We start from the raw sequence: 20,712 nt of genomic DNA, 5'->3' as shown, positions 1-20,712 counted from the left end.
GCTACTCGGCCGCGTCGCGGATGCCCGCGGGCGTATCCGGGATTCCGGAAGGCTTGTCCGGGAAGGTGCAGATCACCGTGGTGCCCCTGTCCTGACCGGTCTCGATGCGCACGGTTCCGCCATGCAGCTCGACGAAGCTCTTGACGATCGAGAGCCCAAGCCCGGCGCCGCGCCGCCGCCCGCCATTGGCGCGCGGCTCGAAGCGGCGGAAGACCGATTCCAGCACATCCGGCGGCATGCCGGGGCCGTCGTCATGCACCGAGAACTCGACGCTTTCGGCCAGCCGCCGGCAGGCCAATGTGATCGTGCTTGCCTCCGGCGCGTAGTTCGCCGCGTTGCTGAGCAGGTTGTAGAGGATCTGGCGGATGCGTGTCTCGTCGCCGTGGAAGCTCGCCGGCGCCTTCGCCGCGTCGATCGCGAGCTTGATCCGGTGCTCATCCAGCCGGTCGGCGACCAGTTCGGCGGCCGCGGCGATCGTACGGTCGATGTTCATCTCGGAAATGTCGAGCTGCATAATTCCGGCGTCGACTGTGGCGAGGTCGAGAATGTCGTTGACGATGGTGAGCAGCACCGATGACGACGAGCCGACATGCTCGACATATTCGCGCTGCTTCGGCGTCAGCGGTCCGGTCGCGGGCAGCGACAGAAGCTCGGTGAAGCCGATGATGTTGGTCAGCGGCGAGCGCAGCTCATAGGACACGTGCTGCACGAATTCGTTCTTCAGCTGATCCGACTTCTCCAGCGCTTCGTTCCTGTCCTTCAGCGCCCGCTCGACATTGACGGTGTCGGTGACGTCGACGAAGGTGATCATCACCTGCCCGTTGGGCAGGTGGATCACCGCGTAGCTCAGCACGTTGCCGTTCACCAGCTCGATCTGGCCGCGGCGGTCGCGGCGCTCGTCGTCGAAGCCGGTAACCGCGGCGACGAAGCCGCCCCACGGGCTGTTCGCGGCGCGCTGGTCGCACAGGTCGCGGATGGCCGAAACATGGACATTGGGTTTGACCGCTTCCGCCGTCAGCCCCCACAGCGCGACGAAGGCCGGATTGGACAGGCGCAACCGCCCGTCCGGACCGAACACGACCACGCCTTCGGCGAGGTTGTCCAGCGTTTCGCCCTGCACCCGCACGGCGGTCTGGTAGCGGCTTTCGAGATCCATCTTCTCGGTCAGGTTCTCGAACACCCAGGTGACGCCGCCCTTCGGCTGCGGGTTCGCCACCACGCGGATCGTCTTGCCATCCGGCAGGTGCCACCAATGCTCCTGCGATTCGACGGCGCGGTAGGCGCTAAGCAGATTCTCCTTCCAGCGCCGCCATTCCGGCTGCTCGGCGATCCTGCCCTCGCTGCGCAGCCGGTCGAGCAGCAGCGTGTTGGAGGGAGCGCTGAGCAGGAAGCCGGAGTCGAGGCCCCACAGTTTTTGGAAAGCCTGGTTGAAGAAGCGCAGCTTTTCGTCGGTGTCGAAGATCGCCACCGCGGTGTTCAGCTGGTCGAGCGTGTCGGCATGGCTGCGCACGGTCCGCTCATATTCGGCGCGAATCGTCTCGGCAGCGCTTGTGTCGCAGGCAAGCCCCGCCGAACCATCGGCGCCGGCGAAGTCGGTGACCGCGAACATGCGACGGTCGCCATCGATCACGGTGGAAAGCGTCTGTTCGAAGACCGGCCGTGTCTTGTGCTGCTCGGCGATCTGCTCGCGCGCCTGGCCGCCAAGGAATTCCCTGGCGTCGCGCACGGCGGCGGTCGGGCTTTCGGCCTCCACCGCCTCGGCATAGGCACGGTTGACCCATTGCAAGCGGCCGTCTGCCGCCCGCAGCCATGCCGGCATCTTCAACGCGTCGAGCAGGCCCACCATCGTGTCATATTCGGCGCTGAGCCGCTGGTTCTCGATCTTCAGCCGGGCCTGGCTGCGCAATGTCTCCGACAGCGACACGAAGCGTACCAAGACGTGCGCCGCGCTTTTGCGGCCGTGCACTTCCAGCGGCACGCCGGCCTGCGTCTCTATGACGAGATCGAAGGCCTTCGCCTGTTCGCGCAGCGCGGCGACCGCGTGTTCCAGCGCCGCCGCCGAGCGGGGCATGAGCCAGCGGCCGAAGGCGAGGAAGGCGGACCTGTCGTCGGGCGCGCCGCTTTCCAATGGCAGGCTGCCGATAAGCTCGGGTTTCTTGCTGTCCGTGGCCCAGACGATCAGCCGCTGGTCGCGCAGGTTGAGCAGAGCCTCGGAACGCTGCAGCGCCGCGTTGACGTCAGCGATGCGGGCCCTGAGTTGGACATTCTGCGCGGCGGTGCGCGCGCGCTCGCGGATCAGGAAGATGGCCGAGACAAGTGCCGCGCCCATGACGCCGACGAACATGGCGAGCTGCATGACCTCGACGGTGCTGACCGGCGCCGCGGCCTTTCCCGGAAGGCTGGTGTCGGCGCGCGCGGCAAACGCGAGCAGCGGGCTGGCAAGCGCCGAGGTGGCAAGAAGCAAGGCCGGCCGCAGGCCGCGACAACCGCCGCCGTTCACGGCGCGGCCGGCTTCGTTCGAATCCTTATGGCCGCCGGAAACGGCCTTTCCCGCGCTTGGCGGGTAATCCCCCGGCATGTCTTGGTCCTCTTCGCCGCTTGAATGCAAGACCGCCCTGAATGCGTCCCCGGCCCAAAATGTCCCCGGACCGCGAATCACAACAATAACGCCTGCCGGAATCGGCGTGAAGAATCATCGGCGCAAAAAATAAAGCCAGGCGGAAAGTCAACCACCTGGCTTCAATATCTGGTAGATAATTTCGCTTTGGTTAATAGCGGTAGTGTTCCGGCTTGTACGGGCCCTGCGGCGTCACGCCGATATAGGCGGCCTGTTCGCCGGAGAGTTCCGTGAGCTTGGCGCCGAGCTTGTCGAGATGCAGCCGCGCCACCTTCTCGTCGAGATGCTTGGGCAGCACATAGACCTGGTTCTGGTACTGGCCATGCTTGGTGAAAAGCTCGATCTGCGCCAGCACCTGGTTGGTGAACGAGGCCGACATGACGAAGCTCGGATGTCCCGTGGCGTTGCCGAGGTTGAGCAGGCGTCCTTCGGACAGGAGGATCATCCGCTTGCCGTCCGGGAAAGTGATCAGGTCGACCTGCGGCTTGACATTGGTCCATTTCAGGTTGCGCAGCGCCGCCACCTGGATCTCGTTGTCGAAGTGACCGATATTGCCGACGATCACCATGTCCTTCATCGCCCGCATGTGGTCGAGCGTGACGACATCCTTGTTGCCGGTGGTGGTGATGACGATGTCGGCGGTCGGTGCCGCATCCTCCAGCGTCACCACCTCGAAGCCGTCCATCGCCGCCTGCAGCGCGCAGATCGGGTCGACCTCGGTGACCTTGACGCGGGCGCCGGCGCCGCGCAGCGAGGCCGACGAGCCCTTACCGACGTCGCCATAGCCGCACACCACCGCGACCTTGCCGGCCATCATCGTGTCGGTACCGCGGCGGATGCCGTCGACCAGCGATTCCTTGCAGCCATATTTGTTGTCGAATTTCGACTTGGTGACGGAGTCGTTGACGTTGATCGCCGGGAAGGGCAGCAGCCCCTTCTTCTGCAACTGATAGAGACGGTTGACGCCGGTGGTGGTTTCTTCGGTGACGCCGCGGATCGCTTCGCGCTGCTTGGTGAAAAAGCCCGGGGAGGCCTTCAGGCGCTTGTTGATCTGCGCGAACAGGATTTCCTCCTCCTCGCTGCCGGGATTGGACAGCACGTCCTCGCCGGCCTCGGCGCGGGCGCCGAGCAGGATGTACATGGTGGCGTCCCCGCCATCGTCCAGGATCATGTTGGAGGTGCCGCCATCGGTCCACTGGAAGATGCGGTCGGTGTAGTTCCAGTAATCCTCGAGCGACTCGCCCTTGATGGCGAACACCGGAATGCCGGCCTCGGCGATTGCCGCGGCGGCGTGGTCCTGCGTCGAGAAGATGTTGCAGGAGGCCCAGCGGATGTCGGCGCCGAGCGCCTTGAGCGTCTCGATCAGCACCGCCGTCTGGATGGTCATGTGCAGCGAGCCGGTGATGCGCGCGCCCTTGAGCGGCTTCTTGGCGCCGAACTCCTCGCGGCAGGCCATCAGGCCCGGCATTTCGGTTTCGGCGATCTCGATCTCCTTGCGGCCCCAGCCGGCAAGCGAGATGTCGGCGACCACATAGTCCTTGCTACCCGTCATGGCAGTGCTCCGGTGTGATTTCTCACAAAAGCGCGCCGGCGCCGGGAGGCGCGTGAGAGGGCGCGGTTGCCGGCCTGACTAGCAGATCGGCCGCCATCCGACAATGGGACATAAAGAAATCTTTATGCGCGCATATCTTGGAAGCGCGGGATGTGAGGCCGGGACCTAGATTTCCTCGCCGAAGCGCGACGCGACCAGTTGCTCCAGCGCATCCATGGCCGGCACGGCTTCCGGGCCGCTGGCGATCACGCGGATCGAATAGCCCGGGCTCGCCGCCAGCATCATCAGGCCCATGATCGATGTGCCGCCGACCTTCACGCCGTCCTTCTCGACATGGATGGTGGCGTCGAAGCCGCTGGCGACCTGGACGAATTTCGCTGAAGCGCGCGCGTGCAGGCCGCGCTGATTGATGATCGGGAATTCTCGCACAACCTCATCCGTCTGCGGCGCCGGTGCGTTCATTTGCTGCTCAGGAGCTGGCTGGCGACGTTGATGTATTTGCGGCCGGCGGCCTGCGCCTCGTCGAGCGCGGCAGCCATGTTGTCGCCCTTGCGGATCGAGGAGAGCTTGATGAGCATCGGCAGGTTCATGCCGGCGATGACCTCGGTGCGGCCGGATTCCATCACAGAGATGGCGAGGTTGGACGGCGTGCCGCCGAACATGTCGGTGAGCACGATGACGCCGGCGCCGGTATCGACGCGCGCCACCGCATCGACAATGTCGGCCCGGCGCTGCTCCATGTCGTCGTCGGCGCCGATCGCCACGGTTTCGAAATTGTCTTGCGGCCCGACGACATGCTCTACGGCATGCCGGAACTCGGTGGCGAGTTGACCGTGCGTCACGAGCACGAGTCCGATCATTCTCTGGTGGCTCCCGTCATCGCCGCTTCACAGGCGTATATTATGTTCGCCAGCCATTCCAGGCGGCGGGAGCGCTATCTTGTCGACGCACGGCCGGTTGACAAGCCCAAAATTGCGGCGGCTTGGGCCATTTTGACGCATCGCAGCAAAAAACCCGGGCCGGATCATGAAAAAGGCGGGATCGGCAGCCGCGCCATCAGCATGGGTAGCGCGGCGGTGATATTTTGCCGGGCGATGTCGATGCGGGGCAGCCGGCAACCGTCGATCGTCTCGGTGGCTTCGTCCTGCAACCGCGCCATATCGGCCGGCTCGACCAGCCGAACGACAAGGTCGATCACGGCGGCCGGCTCGAAGGCCAGCGGCCGCGGTCCGATGCCGTGCACCTCGCAAAGGCCGGCAATGCTTGCCGGCGCCTGGCACACCAGCCGGCCGTCATGCGCGGTGGCTAACAGCTGGTCGTCGCCGACCAGCCGGGAAAACATGCCGCGGGTTCGGCAATGATCGACAAGCGCCAGCGCCAGCGTCGTCTTGCCGGCGCCCGATGGCCCGGTGATCAGCAGGCCGCGCTCGCCGATCAGGATGGCCGTCCCGTGGATATTCTGGGGCTTCGCGGCGGTGTCCGGCACGGCCTGGCGTCAGCCTTCCGCCGGCAGCGTCACCACGAAGCGCGCGCCCTTGATCTCGCCGGGCTTGGTGCCGGGGATGTTCTCTGCCGTCAGCGTGCCGCCATGCGCTTCGACGATCTGGCGGCTGATCGACAGCCCGAGGCCGGAGTTCTGGCCGAACGCCTCGCCGGCCGGCCGGTCGGTGTAGAAGCGCTCGAAGATGCGGTCGATGTTCTCGGCCCGGATACCCGGGCCGTTGTCGTCGACGGTGATGATGTTGAACTTGCCCGCGCGTGCCAATGAAATCGCGATATGGCCGTGCTCGTCGGGCACGAAGGAGCGCGCGTTCTCGATCAGGTTGGTGATGACCTGGCCGATCCTCAGGTCATGGCCGACAACGAAATAGCCCTTGGCGCCGGCCGGCAGCTTGGCCACCTTGAGCTCGATCTCGACGGCCTTCTTGTTGCGCGTGGTCTCGCGCGAGACCGCGACCAGATCGGTTATGAACTTCTTCAGGTCCACGGTTCCGGCGTCCTCGCGCGCCAGCTCCGCGTCGAGACGGGAGGCGTCGGAGATGTCGGTGATCAGGCGGTCGAGCCGCTTCACGTCGTGCTGGATGATCTCCATCAGACGCGCACGAGACGTGTCGTTCTTCGCCAAGGGCAGCGTCTCGACGGCGCTGCGCAGCGATGTCAGCGGGTTCTTCAATTCGTGCGAAACGTCGGCGGCGAAGCTTTCGATCGCCTCGATGCGCGCGTAAAGCGCATTGGTCATGTCGCGCACGGCGATGGACAAATTGCCGATCTCGTCCTGCCGGTCGGAAAAGTCCGGGATTTCCTCGCGGTTCTTGACGCCGCGCCGCACCCGGACGGCCGCGGCGGAAAGCCGCCGCAGCGGGTTGGCGATGGTGGACGCCAGAAGCATCGACAGGATCGCGGTGACCAGCGCCGCGACGCCGAACACGCGCAGGATGGCTTTGCGCTCCGCCGCGACGATCTTGTCGATATCGCCGCCCTCGGTGGACAGCATCAGCACACCCAGCACGGCGCGGAAGCGCTGGATCGGCACCGCGACGGAGACGATCTGCTCGCCCTGCTCGCTCACCCGCACGATGGTCGAAGGGCTGCCGGTCAGCGCCTTGACCACCTCAGGGAAGGCCGCGCCATTGCCGCCGGGCTGCTCGTGGTAGACGGGCAGGTCCTTGTTGCGGAAGAAGTCGAAGATGAACTTCTCGACCCGCTCCACGAGGCCGGGCTGTTCATCGTCGACGGGCGGCAGGTCGTAGCGCAGGATCTGGCCGCGCGAATAGAGATGCCGGGAATCGAGCAGGAGGTTCGCGTCGCGGTCATAGATGCGGGCGCGGGTGCGCGTCGGCGAGATCAGTCGCCTGAGCACCGGCGCGACGCGCTCGGGATTGATCGGGAAGTCCAGATTGTCGAGCTGGTCCGACCCAGGCCCCAGGCTCTCGCCGGCCTGCAGCTCGAGCAGCTTTTCCGGGTCGATGCTGATCGAATCGGTTTCCACCGTCGCCGAGGCAGCGATCGCGCCGGCGATGATTTCGCCCTGCGTCATCAGGCTCTCGACGCGGGCGTCGATCAGGCCGTCGCGGAAGGTGTTGAGATAGAGGATGCCGGTCACCAGCACGGCAAGGCCGGCCAGGTTGAGAAACAGGATGCGCCGCGTCAGGCTGGAGAAGATGTGATGGCCGAGAAACCGGCGCATCGGCACCGTGAATTTCGACACGAAGGCGGGCACGATCCGCGGCGGACGCCTTGCCGCGCCCGCCCGTCTGCCTCGCTCTACTTCCACTGCCATCGAATAGCAGCTCCCGGTCCGTTCCTATGCGCGCCCCAAAACCCGGATACGGCTTCGGGCGACATGCATTACCTCAAGCTTCGCGGAACCGGTACCCGACTCCGTAAAGGGTTTCGATCATCTCGAAGTCGTCGTCGACGGCCTTGAACTTCTTGCGCAGCCGCTTGATGTGGCTGTCGATGGTGCGGTCGTCGACATAGACCTGCTCATCATAGGCAGAATCCATCAGCGCATCACGGCTTTTCACCACGCCGGGGCGCTGCGCCAGCGAATGCAGGATGAGGAACTCGGTCACGGTCAGCGTCACCGGCTCGCCCTTCCAGGTGCAGGTATGGCGTTCCTGGTCCATCACCAGTTGGCCGCGTTCGAGCGAGCGGGCCTGCTGGGCGGGCGCCTTGGCCGCCGCCTCCCGGGCGCTGGTCCGGCGCAGCACCGCCCGCACGCGCTCGACCAGGAGCCGCTGCGAGAAAGGTTTGCGGATGAAGTCGTCTGCGCCCATCTTGAGGCCGAACAATTCGTCGATCTCGTCGTCCTTCGACGTCAGGAAGATGACCGGCAGGTCCGACTTCTGGCGCATGCGGCGCAACAGTTCCATGCCGTCCATGCGCGGCATCTTGATGTCGAGGATGGCGAGGTTCGGCGGCCGCGCCGCCAGGCCTTCCAGCGCCGACGCGCCGTCGGTGTAGGTTTCGACGCGGTAGCCCTCGGATTCGAGCGCGATCGACACCGAGGTCAGAATGTTGCGGTCGTCGTCGACAAGCGCGATTGTTGCCATTTCAAGCGGCTCCCTCATGAGCTGTCCCTTCTGTCGTCGAGAAGGGGCTTTTGCAGGACAAATTGGGTACAAAATGTGGCACGGGCCCTGTCCGAAGTCACGGGCGGCCTGCCGCTACACAGCATCGCACCTATAACGGGATTGGACGAGGCAAGCCTGCCAATCCTTTGGGCAACCTCTGCAGTTTTTTGCACATATAAACGATTTAAACAACTTTCAATTTTTTTAAATCGATTAATGATTTGATATCATTCGGCTTTTCTGGTTCTGAACCTTGGTAGCCCCGGCGCGGGCTCCGGGAAATCACCCGTCACATGCGGCCAAATCCAGAGAGGAAATTTGATGTCGGAAGCCGGCAAACGCAACTCCGACTGCGCTATTGACGCGATCGGCCTGAAGACCACGGGCATGGTGCGCTACAATTTCGGCGCGGCCGAACTCTACGAGGAAGCGATGCGGCGCGGCGAGGCGAGGCTGACTGCGCAGGGCGCGCTGCTCGCCGAGACCGGCCAGCACACCGGGCGTTCGCCGAAGGACAAATTCGTCGTGCGCGAGGAGGCGACCGAGCCGCATGTCTGGTGGGACAACAACAAGGCGATCTCGCCCGCCCAGTTCGAGGCGCTGCTTTCCGACTTCCGCGCCCACGCGGCGGACAAGGATCTCTACGTCCAGGACCTGGTTGGCGGCGCCGACGCCGACCTCAAGCTGCCGACCCGGGTCGTCACCGAATTCGCCTGGCACTCGCTTTTCATCCGCAACCTGCTGATCCGCCCGCAAGCCGCCGAGCTCGACCGCTTCCTCCCGGACATGACGATCATCGATCTGCCGTCCTTCCGCGCCGATCCGGCGCGTCACGGCACCCGCACCGAAACGGTGATCGCGGTCGACCTGATCCGCAAGATCGTGCTGATCGGCGGCACGTCCTATGCCGGCGAGATGAAGAAGTCGGTGTTCACCATGCTGAACTACCTGCTGCCGGAAAAGAGCGTGATGCCCATGCACTGTTCCGCCAATGAAGGCCCGGCCGGCGACGCGGCCGTCTTCTTCGGCCTGTCCGGCACCGGCAAGACGACGCTCTCCGCGGATCCGTCGCGCACGCTGATCGGCGACGACGAGCATGGCTGGGGTCCGCATGGCATCTTCAATTTCGAGGGTGGCTGCTACGCCAAGACGATCCGGCTGTCGGCCGAGGCCGAGCCGGAAATCTTCGCCACCACGCAGCGCTTCGGCACGGTGCTGGAGAATGTCGTGCTCGATGCCGGCCGCGTGCCGGATTTCAATGATGGCAGCCTGACCGAAAACACCCGCTGCGCCTACCCGCTGGACTTCATCCCCAATGCCTCGAAGACCGGCCGGGCACGCCATCCGAAGAACATCATCATGCTGACCGCCGATGCTTTCGGCGTGATGCCGCCGATCGCGAAATTGACCCCGGCGCAGGCGATGTACCACTTCCTGTCCGGCTACACCGCCAAGGTCGCCGGCACGGAAAAGGGCGTCACCGAGCCGGAGGCGACCTTTTCGACCTGCTTCGGCGCGCCCTTCATGCCGCGCCATCCTTCCGAATACGGCAATCTGCTGCGCGAGCTGATCGCCGAGCACAAGGTCGATTGCTGGCTCGTCAACACCGGCTGGACGGGAGGCGCCTACGGCACCGGTCGCCGCATGCCGATCAAGGTGACGCGCGCTCTTCTGGGCGCCGCGCTCGACGGTTCCTTGAAGTCGGCCGAGTTCCGCACCGACGCCAATTTCGGCTTCGGGGTGCCGGTGTCTGTTCCGGGCGTCGACGGCGCCATCCTCGACCCGCGCTCGACCTGGTCGGACAAGGCCGGTTACGACCGCCAGGCGGCGAAGCTGGTCAACATGTTCGCGACCAATTTCGAGAAGTTCGAGCGCCATGTCGACGCCACCATCCTGGGCGCCGCGCCGCGGCTGCAGGAGGCGGCCGAATAAGCGCTACCTCCAGCATCTTCAACTTTAGGGCCCGGCTCACACCGGGCTTTTCTTTTTGCGGCCGTCGCGTCATGAGTGCGTGCATGGCGAGCGACGACGACATCATTATCTCCGGCGAAGCGGTCATCCGCGCAGGCGACCTGCACGAGGATTTCATCCGTTCGTCCGGTCCGGGCGGCCAGAACGTCAACAAGGTGGCCACCGCCGTGCAGTTGCGCTTCGACGCGGCGAACGCTTCGGGCCTCAGCGAGCGGGTCCGCTCCCGCGCGATCAAGCTTGCCGGCCAGCGCGCCACCAAGGACGGCGTCATCGTCATCGAGGCCGGCCGGTTCCGCACGCAGGAGCAGAACCGGGCCGACGCGCGGGCGCGACTGACCGCGTTGGTCGCCAAGGCGGCCGAGCCGCCACCGCCGCCGCGCAAGAAGACGAGGCCGTCCAAAGGCGCCGTGGAGCGCCGCCTCAAGAGCAAGGCAGGCCGGTCGACGGTGAAGAAGCTGCGCGGTCGCGTCGAGAACGACTGAAAACAACATACCGGAACACGGGCGGCGGCTTTCGGGTCGCCGTTTTCATTTGCAGATGGCATGCTTGGGCCGGTCAACAGGATCGGCCCATGCTCGTTCTGCCCAACGGCGTCCGCCATATGCCCGGCTACCTCGCGCGCCCCGTCCAGGAAGCGTTGGTCGAGGAGATCCGGCGCGTGGTGCAGGCGGCGCCCCTCTATGTGCCTTCCATGCCGCGCACCGGCAAGGAGATGAGCGTGCGCATGACCAATTGCGGCGCGCTTGGCTGGGTGACCGACAAGGAGCGCGGCTATCGCTACCAGCCGACGCATCCGGTTACGGGCGAGCCCTGGCCGCCGATCCCCGAGGCGCTGCTGCAATTGTGGCGCGAAGTCTCGGGCTACTCGCATCCCCCCGAGGCCTGCCTCGTCAACTTCTATACGGCCGATGCCAAGATGGGCCTGCACCAGGACCGCGACGAGAAGGATTTCGCGGCGCCCGTGGTGTCGGTCTCGCTGGGCGACGACTGCCTGTTCCGGGTCGGCCAGACCACCCGCGAAGGCGGCACGAAATCGTTCAGGCTGAGGAGCGGCGACGTCGTCGTGCTCGGCGGCGAGGGACGCCTCGCCTTCCATGGCGTCGACCGCATCTATCCCGCGACATCCGCGCTGTTGAAGAATGGCGGTCGCATCAATCTGACGCTGCGACGGGTGACGGTGCCGGCGGAGCCTGTTCAGCCTGCCGGTGGCGGATCGGGTCTCACATAGTCGTTGCGCAGATAGATACGAAGGCGTCCTCGTTCGAAGAGCACGCGGTAGCCGGTCAGGAACCGATCGAAGCCGAAATGCTCGATCAGCTGGTGTGTCCAGGGGCCGTCGTCCTTCTTGAAGATGATGAGATCCGGACGGAGGCGGTCGAATGCCCGGCGCTTGTCTTCGGCATAGCGCGTCATGATCGCCTCGTAACGCGCTGCGCGGACAGCGTCGCCGCTGCGGGCGGCTTGCAGGTACAGGGTCGTTGCATCCTGCCCAACCCAGTCGTTGGCTCCGGCTGAAACATATCGCCCGCCGATCATGCGGCTCAGCGGATGCGCCGTATCCAGATCCGGACTGATGGTGGCGACGGTTGGTTCAACAACAGCCGCGCGAATGGTGCTCACCAATGCGCCGTCCGGCTTTTGCGTGACCCAGTTCAAGACGAAGGCGGTCATGATCGCCAGCGACAGCAGTGCCGGCGGCGGATACGCCAGATAGGGGAGCAGCCCCGCCGATTGGCGTTTCACTCGTGGCAGGGCAAGCAGGCAGAGATTGGCCGCGACAGCCAGGGAAAGCGCGGGATAAGCGTGATAGGGCCAGCCCTTGGCTTGATAGAAGAGCGGCAACAACGCGGCCGCCGATGCCGCCAGCGTTACAGCGGCCAGTTCCGGGAACCGGCCGACCGGCCAGCACCACAATGCGAGGAACCCCAGGAAAAGCCAGGCGCAGCCGTAATAGGCCATGACGTGCGCAGAGACGCCGCTTTTCGCGTAAAGGTCGACCAGCAGCGGGTAAACGTCGCGCAGGAATTCCGGATACACCAGGACGACGGCGACCAGATAGGCAATGCATATGCCGCCGATGACCCAGTGCTCCAGCGCGAAGATGGGCTTTAGGCTGCGCCGATGCGTCGCGACGAACAAGGCCGAGGCCAGCACCATCACTGCATAGTAAGGTTTGACTAGCAGCAGGACGCTTCCGCAAAGGCCGGCAAAAACCGCGATGGCGGCGCCCGGCATGGCCTCGGCGTCCTTGCGCGCCCGCCAGGCGTGAAGCGCCAGCAAAGGCATGAAAAGCGCGACGCCGAGGTGCTCGCGCTGGCTGAAGACGTTCCCGGGGAAGATCACCAGCACTGCGAAAAAGGCGGGGCCGAGAGCAGACAGGCTGGCCCTCTCGGGAAATCCCGCTCGTCCGACGATCGCGCCGGAAAACCAGACACCGATCAATGCAATGAGGTAAGTCCAGGCCTGGATAAGGATTTCCGGCGCCAGGCTGAGAATCCTCGCCATGGCCACCGGCGGCAGATAGAGCCATACACTGAAGGGGGGATTGACCTCCTGCACCTGCGTATAGAGCCGCTCGCCCGAAAGCACCCGCTCGCAGATGATGATCAGCCAACTCGTGTCGGGGATCGTTCCCCAGCGCACCTGCCATAGAATTGCGATGGCCAGGAGAATAACAAAAGTGGCGACAGACCCGACATAGTCGGTTCGCGCGGACGGGAAGGCGACCCCTGCCATGGCATTGTCCCGCGTCGCGGTCGCGACCTGTTCCGACATGCTCATGGGCAGGCCGCCGCGAAAACGAATTTTCGAAGCAACACGAAATTCAGCGCCGGCACCAGGACGCAGGACAGCGCCACCGGTACCGAGGGAGAAAGGCCGCCGAGATCGGTGAGCACTGCGGCGAGCGCGAACGAGAGCAGGAACCCGATGGCGGTGGCGCCGGCGAAGCGCGGGATTTCGAAGCCGACCGCGCCATCCGACATGAACGTCACGATACGATGCCCACAATAGGAAAACACCGCGCCGGCGCCGTAGCCTGCCATCGAGGCGAACGTCACCGGCATGCCGAGGCCATGTCGGTCCGAAAGCGCCAGCGTGAGCACCGCATAGGTCAATGTCGACAGGCCGCCGATCGCAGCGAACCTCAAGATGCGGGCGGACTCCGAACGGCGGATGGCCCAGGCGATGAACCAACCACTCGCGAAGGCCATATCGTCGGCCCTGTCAAGGATCGCTTCGGGGTGGGTCGCTGGTTGCCGCACGGTCAGCCGAACCGGCGTTCGAGCGACGCGGGCTGCCTGCCCGTCGTTGCCTCGGAGCGGCTCATAGCGGCGATCGCTTCCTCGAAACCGGTCAACCGGTCGACGACATAGAGCGGCCGCCGTTTCACCTCCGCGTGGATGCCGCCGACATAGAGGCCGATCACACCGGTCATGAACAGGTTGATGCCCGACAGGAAGGAGATGATGACCACCGTCGACGTCCAGCCGTGGACAGTGCCGCTGACGAACAGCCAGGAGAACAGGGCGTAGCAGCCGAGCAAGGCAGCTGCGCCGGAAACGGCAATGCCGGCCCACAAGGCCAGCCGCAGCGGCTTGTCGGAGAAGCTGATGATGCCGTGCGCCGCCAGCCGCACCATCTTCCAGAACGGGTATTTGGTTTCGCCCGCCGCCCGCACCGGCCGCTCGAATGGTACCTCAGCCTGCCTGAAGCCCATCCAGCCGAACATGCCGCGCACGAAGCGGTCCCGCTCCGGCATGCGCTTGAAAGTTTCAAGCGCCTTGCGCCCGACGAGCCGGAAGTCGCCGACGTCGCGCGGGATGGTGACGGACGTCATCTGCTCCAGCACGCGGTAGAACAGGCTGGCGGTCAGCCGTTTGAGCAGCGTCTCGCCCTCGCGCTTGATGCGGCGGGCATAGACGATCTCGTAGCCTTCCTTCCATTTGGCGATAAGATCGAGCACCACCTCAGGCGGATCCTGGAGGTCGGCGTCCATGACGATGACGGCGTCGCCCGCGGCCGCGTCCATGCCGGCGGTGATCGCGATCTGGTGGCCGAAATTGCGTGACAGCTCGATCAGTTTGAAGCGTGATTCCCCGGCGGCCATGCCGCGCAGGAAGATGACGCTGGTGTCCCGGCTGCCGTCATCGACAAAAATGGCTTCGGCGCTCGCATCCAGCGTATCGAGCAGGTTTGTGACCCGGCGCACCAGCAGCGGCAGCACCGCCTCTTCATTGAAGATCGGAATGACGAGTGAATAGACCGGGGCCTTGCGGCTCTCGGCATTGCCCGCATTGATCACCGATGCCTCCCGAGCACCCACTGGAGTTGGGAGTGAAAACTAATGGGATTTGCCTAAGGTGCCGTTAACTTATGGGGCACGACAAGGGGCGACGGCGCATTGCCCGATGGCGAGGGACCGGGCCGGCTGACGACGGCGGCAACGCGATCTTAAGGGCGCAGGGCTAAACAGACTCGATGACAGAGGTCGCCATGCAGCCAAGCCGCATCAGGTCGCGAAGCCTCTTTGAAGTGGCCATCGTCACCGTCGTATCTATTGTCGGGTTCGGCATGGCCGACTTTTACCTGCGCAGATTGTGGACCATTGGCCCGGACGGCTTGTCGGCGCTCTCGAAGACCTTGCCTTACTGGGATTTCAGCAATCTCTGGGCCGGTGGGCGAATGGCGCTCGACGGCCATGTCGACACGCTTTTCGACGTCGACGCCTACCGGGCGGCGCTACGTGGCATGTTCGGGGCAGATCTCCCAAACCAGGAATGGAGCTATCCGCCGAGCATCCTGCTGATCGGCGCGCCGCTTGCGGCCCTGCCGATATTCCCCGCCTATCTGGTCTGGACCTTCGGCACCGTTCTGTGTCTGTGGCTGGCGGTCCGGCCCCTGAAGGTGGGAGGAGCCGCCGAGCTGGCGATTGTCTTGAGCCCCGCCGTTATCTGGGACGCGGTCTTCGGCCAGAACGGCGCGCTGACGACCGCCTTGCTGATCGGCGGCCTCGCGGCGGCACCAAGGCGCCCGGTGTTGGCGGGGATCCTGTTCGGCCTGCTGACGATCAAGCCGCATCTTGGCATCCTCGTCCCCTTCTGCCTGCTCGCCTGCGGCAATTGGCGAGCGATCGCCGCGGCCGCCGGGACCGCGGCTCTTGTGGCGGTGGCCACGGGCCTGTTTTTCGGCTTCGATGTCTGGTCGCTGTTTTACACGCAAACCCGGCCACTGATGACCGGGATCATGGAAGCGCCCTTCCCCCAGCACTACCACGCCAATGCCATGACCGTGTTCTTTACGGCGCGGGCGATCGGCTTCGGCGTCTCGGCTGCTTATGGCCTGCAGGCGATTGCCACGATCGTCGCCATCGGCGCCGTCGTCTGGCTCTGGCGGCCGGGCCGCCAAGTGGAGCATGCTGAAAGGGTCGTGCTCACCGCAGTTCTCGCGATCCTCGCCACACCCTACGGTTATACCTACGACACGATCGCTGTGGCGGTGGCGGCTGCGCTGCTGTGGACGATGGTTTCGAGACCGCCCCGTCTCGTCCTCGCCATCTGCTGGCTCTACGCGTTCGTTGCGCATATCCTCAACAATGCCGGTTTCCACATCGGCGTGCTCGTGCCGTCGTTTCTTGCCGGGTGGATGTTTTTCTCGATATGGGTGCGAAGCCGAGGAGCGCAGTCGCGCCCGAAGCCGTCAGCGGCGTAGTCGATTGGCGCGCGTCATCGGCGCTCCCCATCTCCGATCAAAGCTTCCTCAGCGCCACTTCCTCGATCAGGTGGTTCGCGCCTTTGCGCAGGATGAGGTCGGCCCGCGCCCTGGTGGGCAGGATGTTCTCGCGCAGGTTCTTCAGGTTGATGTTGGCCCACAGCCCCTCGGCGATGGCGCGCGCGGCGTCCTCGGAAAGCTGCGAGTAGCGGTGGAAGAAGGAGTCCGGATTGCGGAAGGCGGTCTCGCGCAGCCGCATGAAGCGCTGGATGTACCACTGATGGATCAGCTTCTCGTCGGCATCGATATAGATGGCGAAATCGAAGAAGTCGGACAGGAACGGCACGATCTTGCCGTCCTTCGGCAGCTTGCCCGGCTGCAGCACGTTGATGCCTTCGAAGATCAAGATGTCGGGGCGGTCGATTGTAACGACCTCGCCGGGGACGACGTCATAGGTCAGGTGCGAATAGACCGGCGCGCGGACGCTGCCTTGCGCCGATTTGATGCCCGACAGAAATCTGAGCAGCGCGCCGACATCGTAGCTCTCGGGAAACCCCTTGCGCTCCATGAGGTTCTCGCGGCGCAGGATCTCGTTGGGCAGCAGGAAGCCGTCGGTGGTGATGAGATCGACCTTGGGGCTCGATGGCCAGCGCGCCAGCAGCTCTTTCAGCACGCGCGCCGTGGTCGACTTGCCGACTGCGACCGAACCGGCGATGCCGATGATGAAAGGCGTCTTGACGATGTCCTGCGCCTTGAAGAAGGCCTGGCGCTGCCTGAACAGCAGCTGGCTCGCCTCGACATGGGCCGAAAGCAGGCGGGAAAGCGACAGGTAGATGCGCTTGACCTCTTCGAGGTCGACCGGGTCGTTGAGCGAACGCAGGCGATCGATCTCGTCCTCGGTCAGCGTCAGCGGCGTGTCGGCGCGGAACTGCGACCATTGCTCGGCGGAGAAGAAACGGTAAGGGGAATACTTCTCGGTGGGAGCAAGCTGGTCCATCGAGTTTCCTGCCTCCTAGAGCATGATGCCGAAAAGTGTGAAGCGGTTTTCGGGCGACACCATGCTTTATCCGCCTCTTTCAGGCCTTGGGCCGCGACGCCTTTTCGGCAACCCCTGAGCGGCTGGTGCGGCTCTCGAGTTCCTTGAGCACGTCGTCCAACGGAACGCCAGCGATGCCGAGCACGACCAGCCAATGATATACGAGATCGGCGCTTTCCGAAACGAGGGCCTGCTTGTCGCCGCGGATGGCGGCGATGACGGTTTCCACAGCCTCCTCGCCGAGCTTCTGCGCCGCCTTGTCCATACCCTTGGCGACCAATTTCGCCGTCCACGAGTCCGGGTCGCCGGAATGGGCGCGCTGATGAATGATCGTTTCCAGCTCGGCGAGCGAAAATTGAGCCATAGCAGTCATCTATCTGCTTGTTTAAGCATGATCTTTTCCGACAACCGGTTCCCGCTTTTCATGCTTTAAGTCCGAGGCGAGGCCGAGTCCAGCCGCATCGGCAGGCCGGCCCTGGCCATGTATGCCTTGGCCTCGGCGATTGAGTAGGTGCCGAAATGGAAGATCGAGGCGGCAAGCACGGCACCCGCGTGGCCGTCGCGTATGCCTTCGACCAAGTGATCGAGCGTTCCGACGCCGCCCGAAGCGATGACCGGCGCTCGCACGGCATCGGCGACGGCGCGGGTCAGCGCGATGTCGTAGCCCGCCTTGGTGCCGTCCCGGTCCATCGAGGTCAACAGGATCTCGCCGGCTCCCCGATCGACCATGCGTGCGGCGAATTCGACGGCGTCGATGCCCGTCTTCTCGCGACCGCCATGGGTGAAGATCTCCCAGCGTTCGGCCTCGCCGGCCGCCGACACCTTCTTGGCGTCGATGGCCACGACAATGCACTGGTTGCCGAACTTGTCGGCGGCTTCGGTGACGAAATCCGGGTTCTTCACCGCCGCCGTGTTGATCGACACCTTGTCGGCGCCGGCCAGAAGCAGCTTGCGGATGTCGGCCACCTGGCGCACGCCGCCGCCGACGGTGAGCGGCATGAAGCATTGCTCGGCCGTCCTGGCGACCACATCGAAGATCGTCTCACGATTGTCCGACGAGGCGGTGATGTCGAGGAAGCAGAGCTCGTCGGCGCCCGCGGCATCATAAGCTTTGGCGGCTTCGACCGGATCGCCGGCGTCGATGAGGTCGATGAAATTGACGCCCTTGACCACGCGGCCGTTCTTGACGTCCAGGCAGGGGATGACGCGGGCTTTCAGCATCACTTGCGTTCCAGGGTGGACAACAGCTCTACCACCAGTTCGCCGACCAATGGCGGCACGTCGCCCTTGGGGTCGAAGGCCGGATCGTAGGCGGAAATGGTGAGCCCAGCGATGGCGAGCGGGCCGGCGAGGCCGCACATCGCGGTGCGCACCTGCTCCGGCGCCGGGCCGCCGGGCGTGGTGTAGCGGTTGGCCTGCAGCTTCTCGGGATCGTGCACGTCGAGGTCAACATGCATGTGGACCTGGCGTGCGCCGTCGGCTTTCAATGTCTGCGCCGCGCTCTTCCAGTCGGGGCATTCGGTCCGGATGATCGGCAGCTCTTCCAGCAGTTTCATTTCGGCAGCGTCGAGGTCGCGCGCATTGACAAGGACGCAGCGCGACGGATCGACCGGCTTGAAGCCGGGGATATGGTTCGCCATCGGCCGCCAGCAGAGGCCGAGCACGGTGGCCAGTGCCATGCCGTCGAGGAAGCCCGTTATGGTGGTTTCCGGCGTGTTGAGGTCGCCATGCTGGTCGGCCCAGATGATGGCGTCGGCGCCGGCACCTGCCACGGCACCGGCGGCGGTCAGGCAGTTGCCGGCCAGCACGATCGGAAACCGCTTCTTGTCCAGCGCCATGCGGACTTCGCCCGAAACGGCGTTGCAGACGGCAAAGCCGGTACCGATCTCGCGCTCTTCCTCGTCCTCGACTACCTTGCCGATGTCGTTCACCTCGACGTCGTGGCCGGCAAGCTTCAGCGCATCGGCCAATCCGCCGGAAATCAGCGCGTCCGGACCCTGGCCGCATCCGCTGTGGAAATGGCCGCTGTCGTAGGATGCCAGGATGATCGAAATGTTCACGCTCTTGCCTCCGCCCGCTCGCGGCGCAGGATCGCCAGCGCCTCGGCCGGTTCGATACGTCCGTCATATAGGGCGCGGCCGGAGATCGCGCCTTCGAGTTTTTGCGCATCGGGCATGGTCATGCGCACGATGTCGGCAATCGAGGCGAGGCCGCCGGATGCGATCACGGGAATGGAAACCGCCTCTGCGAGGTCGATGGTCGAATCCCAGTTGATGCCGGTCAGCACGCCGTCGCGGTCGATGTCGGTGTAGATGATGGCGGCAACGCCGGCGCCCTCGAATTTCCTGGCTAGCTCGACGACCCCAAGCTCGGACGCCTCCGCCCAGCCTTCGACGGCGACCTTGCCGCCCTTGGCATCGATGCCGACAGCGATCTTCCCTGGAAAAGCCTTGCACGCTTCCTTGACGAGTTCGGGTTCGCGCACCGCCACGGTGCCGAGGATGACGCGCGTCAGGCCGCGATCCAGCCAGTCTTCGATTTGCGGCAAGGTGCGGATGCCGCCGCCGAGCTGCACCGGATTCTTTGTGGCCTTCAGGATGGCGCCGACCGCGGCGCTGTTGACGCTCTGGCCCTTGAAGGCGCCATTGAGATCGACGACATGCAGCCACTCGAAGCCCTGATCCTCAAAGGCTTTGGCCTGCGCGGCGGGATCTTCGTTGTAGATCGTGGCGGTGGCCATGTCGCCGTGTTTCAGGCGCACGCATTTGCCGTCCTTGAGGTCTATTGCCGGAAACAGGATCATGGGTCAGGCGCCCTCGACGATGACGAAATAGCCGGTCGAAGCGGCGAGCCGGAATTTCGAGGCGTGCTGATACTCAGGCGAATGATAGCATTCGGTCGCCTTGTCGTAGGACTCGAACTCCACCAGCACGTGACGATTGCCGGTCGGCCCTTCCGGACTCTCGTAGCGGCCCGCGCGGACTGCGAATTTCGCGCCATATTTCGCAAAGGCGACGGCATTCGCTTCGATATACTGCTTGTAGACGTCCGGATCGTGGACATCGATCATCGCCATCCAATAGCCCTTCCTGCTCATTTTCAGGGCCTCCATTTCAGGAAATTGGTAATCAGCGCCAGGCCGAGCGCCTGGCTCTTCTCGGGATGGAACTGCGTGCCGGCGAGGTTGTCGCGTGCAACGGCTGCCGTGACCGGGCCGCCATAGTCGGCGATCGCCAGCAGCTCAGCCGGGTTCTTCGCGTCCAGATGGTAGGAATGGACGAAATAGGCATGCAGCCCTTTCGGACCCGTCTCGATCCCGGAAAACAACGGGTGCTCGCGCGTAAGCTCGATCGTGTTCCAGCCGATCTGCGGGATCTTCAGCGCCGGATCGGACGGCTTGATCTCCTTGACGTCGCCGGTGATCCAGCCGAGGCCCTTGGTGATAGTCTTTTCCAACCCGCGTTCCGACATCAGCTGCATGCCGACGCAGATGCCGAGGAACGGCCGCCCCTTGGCGATTGCCGCTTCTTCCACCGCCTCCCACATGCCTGGCACCGCGTGCAGGCCGGCGGCGCAGTCGGCATAGGCGCCGACACCCGGCAGCACGATGCGGTCGGCCGAACGCACCCGCTCGGCGTCGGCCGTCAGCTCGATCGTCGCGGCGATGTCTCCCTCGCGCGCCGCGCGCTCGAAGGCCTTGGTGGCCGAGCGCAGATTGCCCGAGCCGTAATCGATGATGGCTACCCGCATG

At 64.6% G+C, this 20,712-nt stretch carries 21 protein-coding genes; 4 read left to right on the top strand and 17 right to left on the bottom strand.

Features of this window, described 5'->3' with window-relative positions:
* Position 1: 1 nt before the first annotated feature.
* The 7 genes from P9272_RS13555 to P9272_RS13525 form a co-directional block, all read right to left on the bottom strand.
* Positions 2–2,578 carry a PAS domain-containing sensor histidine kinase gene (locus P9272_RS13555; RefSeq protein ID WP_278160920.1) on the bottom strand — a complete coding sequence of 859 codons (2,577 nt, stop codon included), beginning with the start codon at positions 2,576–2,578 and terminating at the stop codon, positions 2–4.
* A 190-nt stretch (positions 2,579–2,768) separates the two neighbouring features.
* On the bottom strand, positions 2,769–4,169 hold the full coding sequence (gene ahcY / locus P9272_RS13550) for an adenosylhomocysteinase (RefSeq protein WP_278160919.1): 1,401 nt from the start codon (positions 4,167–4,169) through the stop codon (positions 2,769–2,771).
* Positions 4,170–4,334: 165 nt separating this feature from the next.
* Positions 4,335–4,631 carry an HPr family phosphocarrier protein gene (locus tag P9272_RS13545; RefSeq protein ID WP_278160918.1) on the bottom strand — a complete coding sequence of 99 codons (297 nt, stop codon included), beginning with the start codon at positions 4,629–4,631 and terminating at the stop codon, positions 4,335–4,337.
* A complete protein-coding gene (locus P9272_RS13540; RefSeq protein WP_027166957.1) occupies positions 4,628–5,029 on the bottom strand; it encodes a PTS sugar transporter subunit IIA in 402 nt (133 codons plus the stop codon). The genes P9272_RS13545 and P9272_RS13540 overlap by 4 nt, the downstream gene beginning before the upstream one ends.
* Before the next feature lie 164 nt (positions 5,030–5,193).
* Positions 5,194–5,655, bottom strand: coding sequence for an HPr kinase/phosphorylase (locus P9272_RS13535; RefSeq protein WP_278160917.1), 462 nt, complete (start codon positions 5,653–5,655; stop codon positions 5,194–5,196).
* Positions 5,656–5,664: 9 nt separating this feature from the next.
* On the bottom strand, positions 5,665–7,356 hold the full coding sequence (locus P9272_RS13530) for a sensor histidine kinase (RefSeq protein WP_278160931.1): 1,692 nt from the start codon (positions 7,354–7,356) through the stop codon (positions 5,665–5,667).
* Positions 7,357–7,522: 166 nt separating this feature from the next.
* A complete protein-coding gene (locus P9272_RS13525; RefSeq protein WP_095819116.1) occupies positions 7,523–8,224 on the bottom strand; it encodes a response regulator transcription factor in 702 nt (233 codons plus the stop codon).
* A gap of 342 nt (positions 8,225–8,566) precedes the next feature.
* On the opposite strand from P9272_RS13525, the gene P9272_RS13520 reads away from it, so the two are divergent.
* From P9272_RS13520 to P9272_RS13510, 3 genes are all read left to right on the top strand, one after another.
* Positions 8,567–10,177: a phosphoenolpyruvate carboxykinase gene (locus P9272_RS13520; RefSeq protein WP_128258569.1), complete on the top strand. Its 1,611-nt coding sequence runs from the start codon at positions 8,567–8,569 to the stop codon at positions 10,175–10,177.
* 83 nt (positions 10,178–10,260) lie between these two features.
* Entirely contained in the window at positions 10,261–10,698 is a 438-nt protein-coding gene (gene arfB, locus P9272_RS13515) for an alternative ribosome rescue aminoacyl-tRNA hydrolase ArfB (protein WP_278160916.1), read from the top strand.
* An 89-nt stretch (positions 10,699–10,787) separates the two neighbouring features.
* Positions 10,788–11,444, top strand: a complete 657-nt coding sequence (locus P9272_RS13510) for an alpha-ketoglutarate-dependent dioxygenase AlkB (protein ID WP_278160915.1) — start codon at positions 10,788–10,790, stop codon at positions 11,442–11,444.
* On the opposite strand, the gene P9272_RS13505 is transcribed toward P9272_RS13510, so the two are convergent.
* From P9272_RS13505 to P9272_RS13495, 3 genes are read right to left on the bottom strand one after another with little or no spacing between them, the layout of a single operon-like run.
* Positions 11,411–12,997, bottom strand: a complete 1,587-nt coding sequence (locus P9272_RS13505; RefSeq protein WP_278160914.1) for a hypothetical protein — start codon at positions 12,995–12,997, stop codon at positions 11,411–11,413. The two genes, P9272_RS13510 and P9272_RS13505, sit on opposite strands and share 34 nt — an antisense overlap.
* Positions 12,994–13,428: a GtrA family protein gene (locus tag P9272_RS13500; RefSeq protein ID WP_278160913.1), complete on the bottom strand. Its 435-nt coding sequence runs from the start codon at positions 13,426–13,428 to the stop codon at positions 12,994–12,996. Before P9272_RS13500 ends, P9272_RS13505 begins: the two co-directional genes overlap by 4 nt.
* A 53-nt stretch (positions 13,429–13,481) precedes the next feature.
* Positions 13,482–14,519, bottom strand: a complete 1,038-nt coding sequence (locus tag P9272_RS13495; RefSeq protein WP_278160912.1) for a glycosyltransferase family 2 protein — start codon at positions 14,517–14,519, stop codon at positions 13,482–13,484.
* A gap of 176 nt (positions 14,520–14,695) precedes the next feature.
* Between P9272_RS13495 and P9272_RS13490 the strand changes: the two genes are divergently transcribed.
* A complete protein-coding gene (locus tag P9272_RS13490) occupies positions 14,696–15,925 on the top strand; it encodes a glycosyltransferase family 87 protein (protein ID WP_278160911.1) in 1,230 nt (409 codons plus the stop codon).
* A 37-nt stretch (positions 15,926–15,962) separates the two neighbouring features.
* Here P9272_RS13490 and coaA read toward each other — a convergent pair whose 3' ends face one another.
* The 7 genes from coaA to hisH all read right to left on the bottom strand — a co-directional run bounded on the left by coaA (position 15,963) and on the right by hisH (position 20,711).
* Complete coding sequence (gene coaA, locus P9272_RS13485; protein WP_278160910.1) at positions 15,963–16,922, bottom strand: type I pantothenate kinase; 960 nt, start codon at positions 16,920–16,922, stop codon at positions 15,963–15,965.
* 79 nt (positions 16,923–17,001) lie between these two features.
* Positions 17,002–17,325, bottom strand: coding sequence for a phosphoribosyl-ATP diphosphatase (locus P9272_RS13480; RefSeq protein WP_278160909.1), 324 nt, complete (start codon positions 17,323–17,325; stop codon positions 17,002–17,004).
* Between the two features lie 65 nt (positions 17,326–17,390).
* The gene (hisF, locus tag P9272_RS13475) at positions 17,391–18,185 is read right to left on the bottom strand and encodes an imidazole glycerol phosphate synthase subunit HisF (protein WP_278160908.1); all 795 of its coding nucleotides are present in this window, start codon (positions 18,183–18,185) and stop codon (positions 17,391–17,393) included.
* Positions 18,182–19,021: an arginase family protein gene (locus P9272_RS13470; RefSeq protein WP_278160907.1), complete on the bottom strand. Its 840-nt coding sequence runs from the start codon at positions 19,019–19,021 to the stop codon at positions 18,182–18,184. The genes hisF and P9272_RS13470 overlap by 4 nt, the downstream gene beginning before the upstream one ends.
* Positions 19,018–19,764 (bottom strand): 1-(5-phosphoribosyl)-5-[(5-phosphoribosylamino)methylideneamino]imidazole-4-carboxamide isomerase, encoded by a 747-nt coding sequence (gene hisA / locus P9272_RS13465; RefSeq protein WP_278160906.1) that lies wholly within the window; start codon positions 19,762–19,764, stop codon positions 19,018–19,020. The genes P9272_RS13470 and hisA overlap by 4 nt, the downstream gene beginning before the upstream one ends.
* 3 nt (positions 19,765–19,767) lie before the next feature.
* The gene (locus P9272_RS13460; RefSeq protein WP_278160905.1) at positions 19,768–20,058 is read right to left on the bottom strand and encodes a DUF1330 domain-containing protein; all 291 of its coding nucleotides are present in this window, start codon (positions 20,056–20,058) and stop codon (positions 19,768–19,770) included.
* A 2-nt stretch (positions 20,059–20,060) separates the two neighbouring features.
* On the bottom strand, positions 20,061–20,711 hold the full coding sequence (gene hisH / locus P9272_RS13455; protein WP_278160904.1) for an imidazole glycerol phosphate synthase subunit HisH: 651 nt from the start codon (positions 20,709–20,711) through the stop codon (positions 20,061–20,063).
* Position 20,712: the final 1 nt, after the last annotated feature.

The sequence above is a fragment of the Mesorhizobium sp. WSM4976 genome (genome assembly GCF_029625685.1).
Lineage (GTDB): Bacteria > Pseudomonadota > Alphaproteobacteria > Rhizobiales > Rhizobiaceae > Mesorhizobium.
The sequence above is the reverse complement of the archived record's forward strand: the minus strand, read 5'-3'. Positions and strand labels throughout refer to the sequence as shown.

Bases quoted from the DNA above. Each gene is read 5' to 3' on its own strand.
- P9272_RS13525 (WP_095819116.1), bottom strand. From the start codon at position 8,224: ATGGCAACAATCGCGCTTGTCGACGACGACCGCAACATTCTGACCTCG.
- P9272_RS13545 (WP_278160918.1), bottom strand. From the start codon at position 4,631: ATGAACGCACCGGCGCCGCAGACGGATGAGGTTGTGCGAGAATTCCCG.
- P9272_RS13510 (WP_278160915.1), top strand. From the start codon at position 10,788: ATGCTCGTTCTGCCCAACGGCGTCCGCCATATGCCCGGCTACCTCGCG.
- P9272_RS13530 (WP_278160931.1), bottom strand. From the start codon at position 7,356: ATGCGCCGGTTTCTCGGCCATCACATCTTCTCCAGCCTGACGCGGCGC.
- P9272_RS13480 (WP_278160909.1), bottom strand. From the start codon at position 17,325: ATGGCTCAATTTTCGCTCGCCGAGCTGGAAACGATCATTCATCAGCGC.
- P9272_RS13540 (WP_027166957.1), bottom strand. From the start codon at position 5,029: ATGATCGGACTCGTGCTCGTGACGCACGGTCAACTCGCCACCGAGTTC.
- hisA (WP_278160906.1), bottom strand. From the start codon at position 19,764: ATGATCCTGTTTCCGGCAATAGACCTCAAGGACGGCAAATGCGTGCGC.
- arfB (WP_278160916.1), top strand. From the start codon at position 10,261: ATGGCGAGCGACGACGACATCATTATCTCCGGCGAAGCGGTCATCCGC.
- P9272_RS13460 (WP_278160905.1), bottom strand. From the start codon at position 20,058: ATGAGCAGGAAGGGCTATTGGATGGCGATGATCGATGTCCACGATCCG.
- P9272_RS13500 (WP_278160913.1), bottom strand. From the start codon at position 13,428: ATGGCCTTCGCGAGTGGTTGGTTCATCGCCTGGGCCATCCGCCGTTCG.
- ahcY (WP_278160919.1), bottom strand. From the start codon at position 4,169: ATGACGGGTAGCAAGGACTATGTGGTCGCCGACATCTCGCTTGCCGGC.
- P9272_RS13490 (WP_278160911.1), top strand. From the start codon at position 14,696: ATGACAGAGGTCGCCATGCAGCCAAGCCGCATCAGGTCGCGAAGCCTC.
- P9272_RS13520 (WP_128258569.1), top strand. From the start codon at position 8,567: ATGTCGGAAGCCGGCAAACGCAACTCCGACTGCGCTATTGACGCGATC.
- P9272_RS13505 (WP_278160914.1), bottom strand. From the start codon at position 12,997: ATGAGCATGTCGGAACAGGTCGCGACCGCGACGCGGGACAATGCCATG.
- coaA (WP_278160910.1), bottom strand. From the start codon at position 16,922: ATGGACCAGCTTGCTCCCACCGAGAAGTATTCCCCTTACCGTTTCTTC.
- P9272_RS13555 (WP_278160920.1), bottom strand. From the start codon at position 2,578: ATGCCGGGGGATTACCCGCCAAGCGCGGGAAAGGCCGTTTCCGGCGGC.
- hisH (WP_278160904.1), bottom strand. From the start codon at position 20,711: ATGCGGGTAGCCATCATCGATTACGGCTCGGGCAATCTGCGCTCGGCC.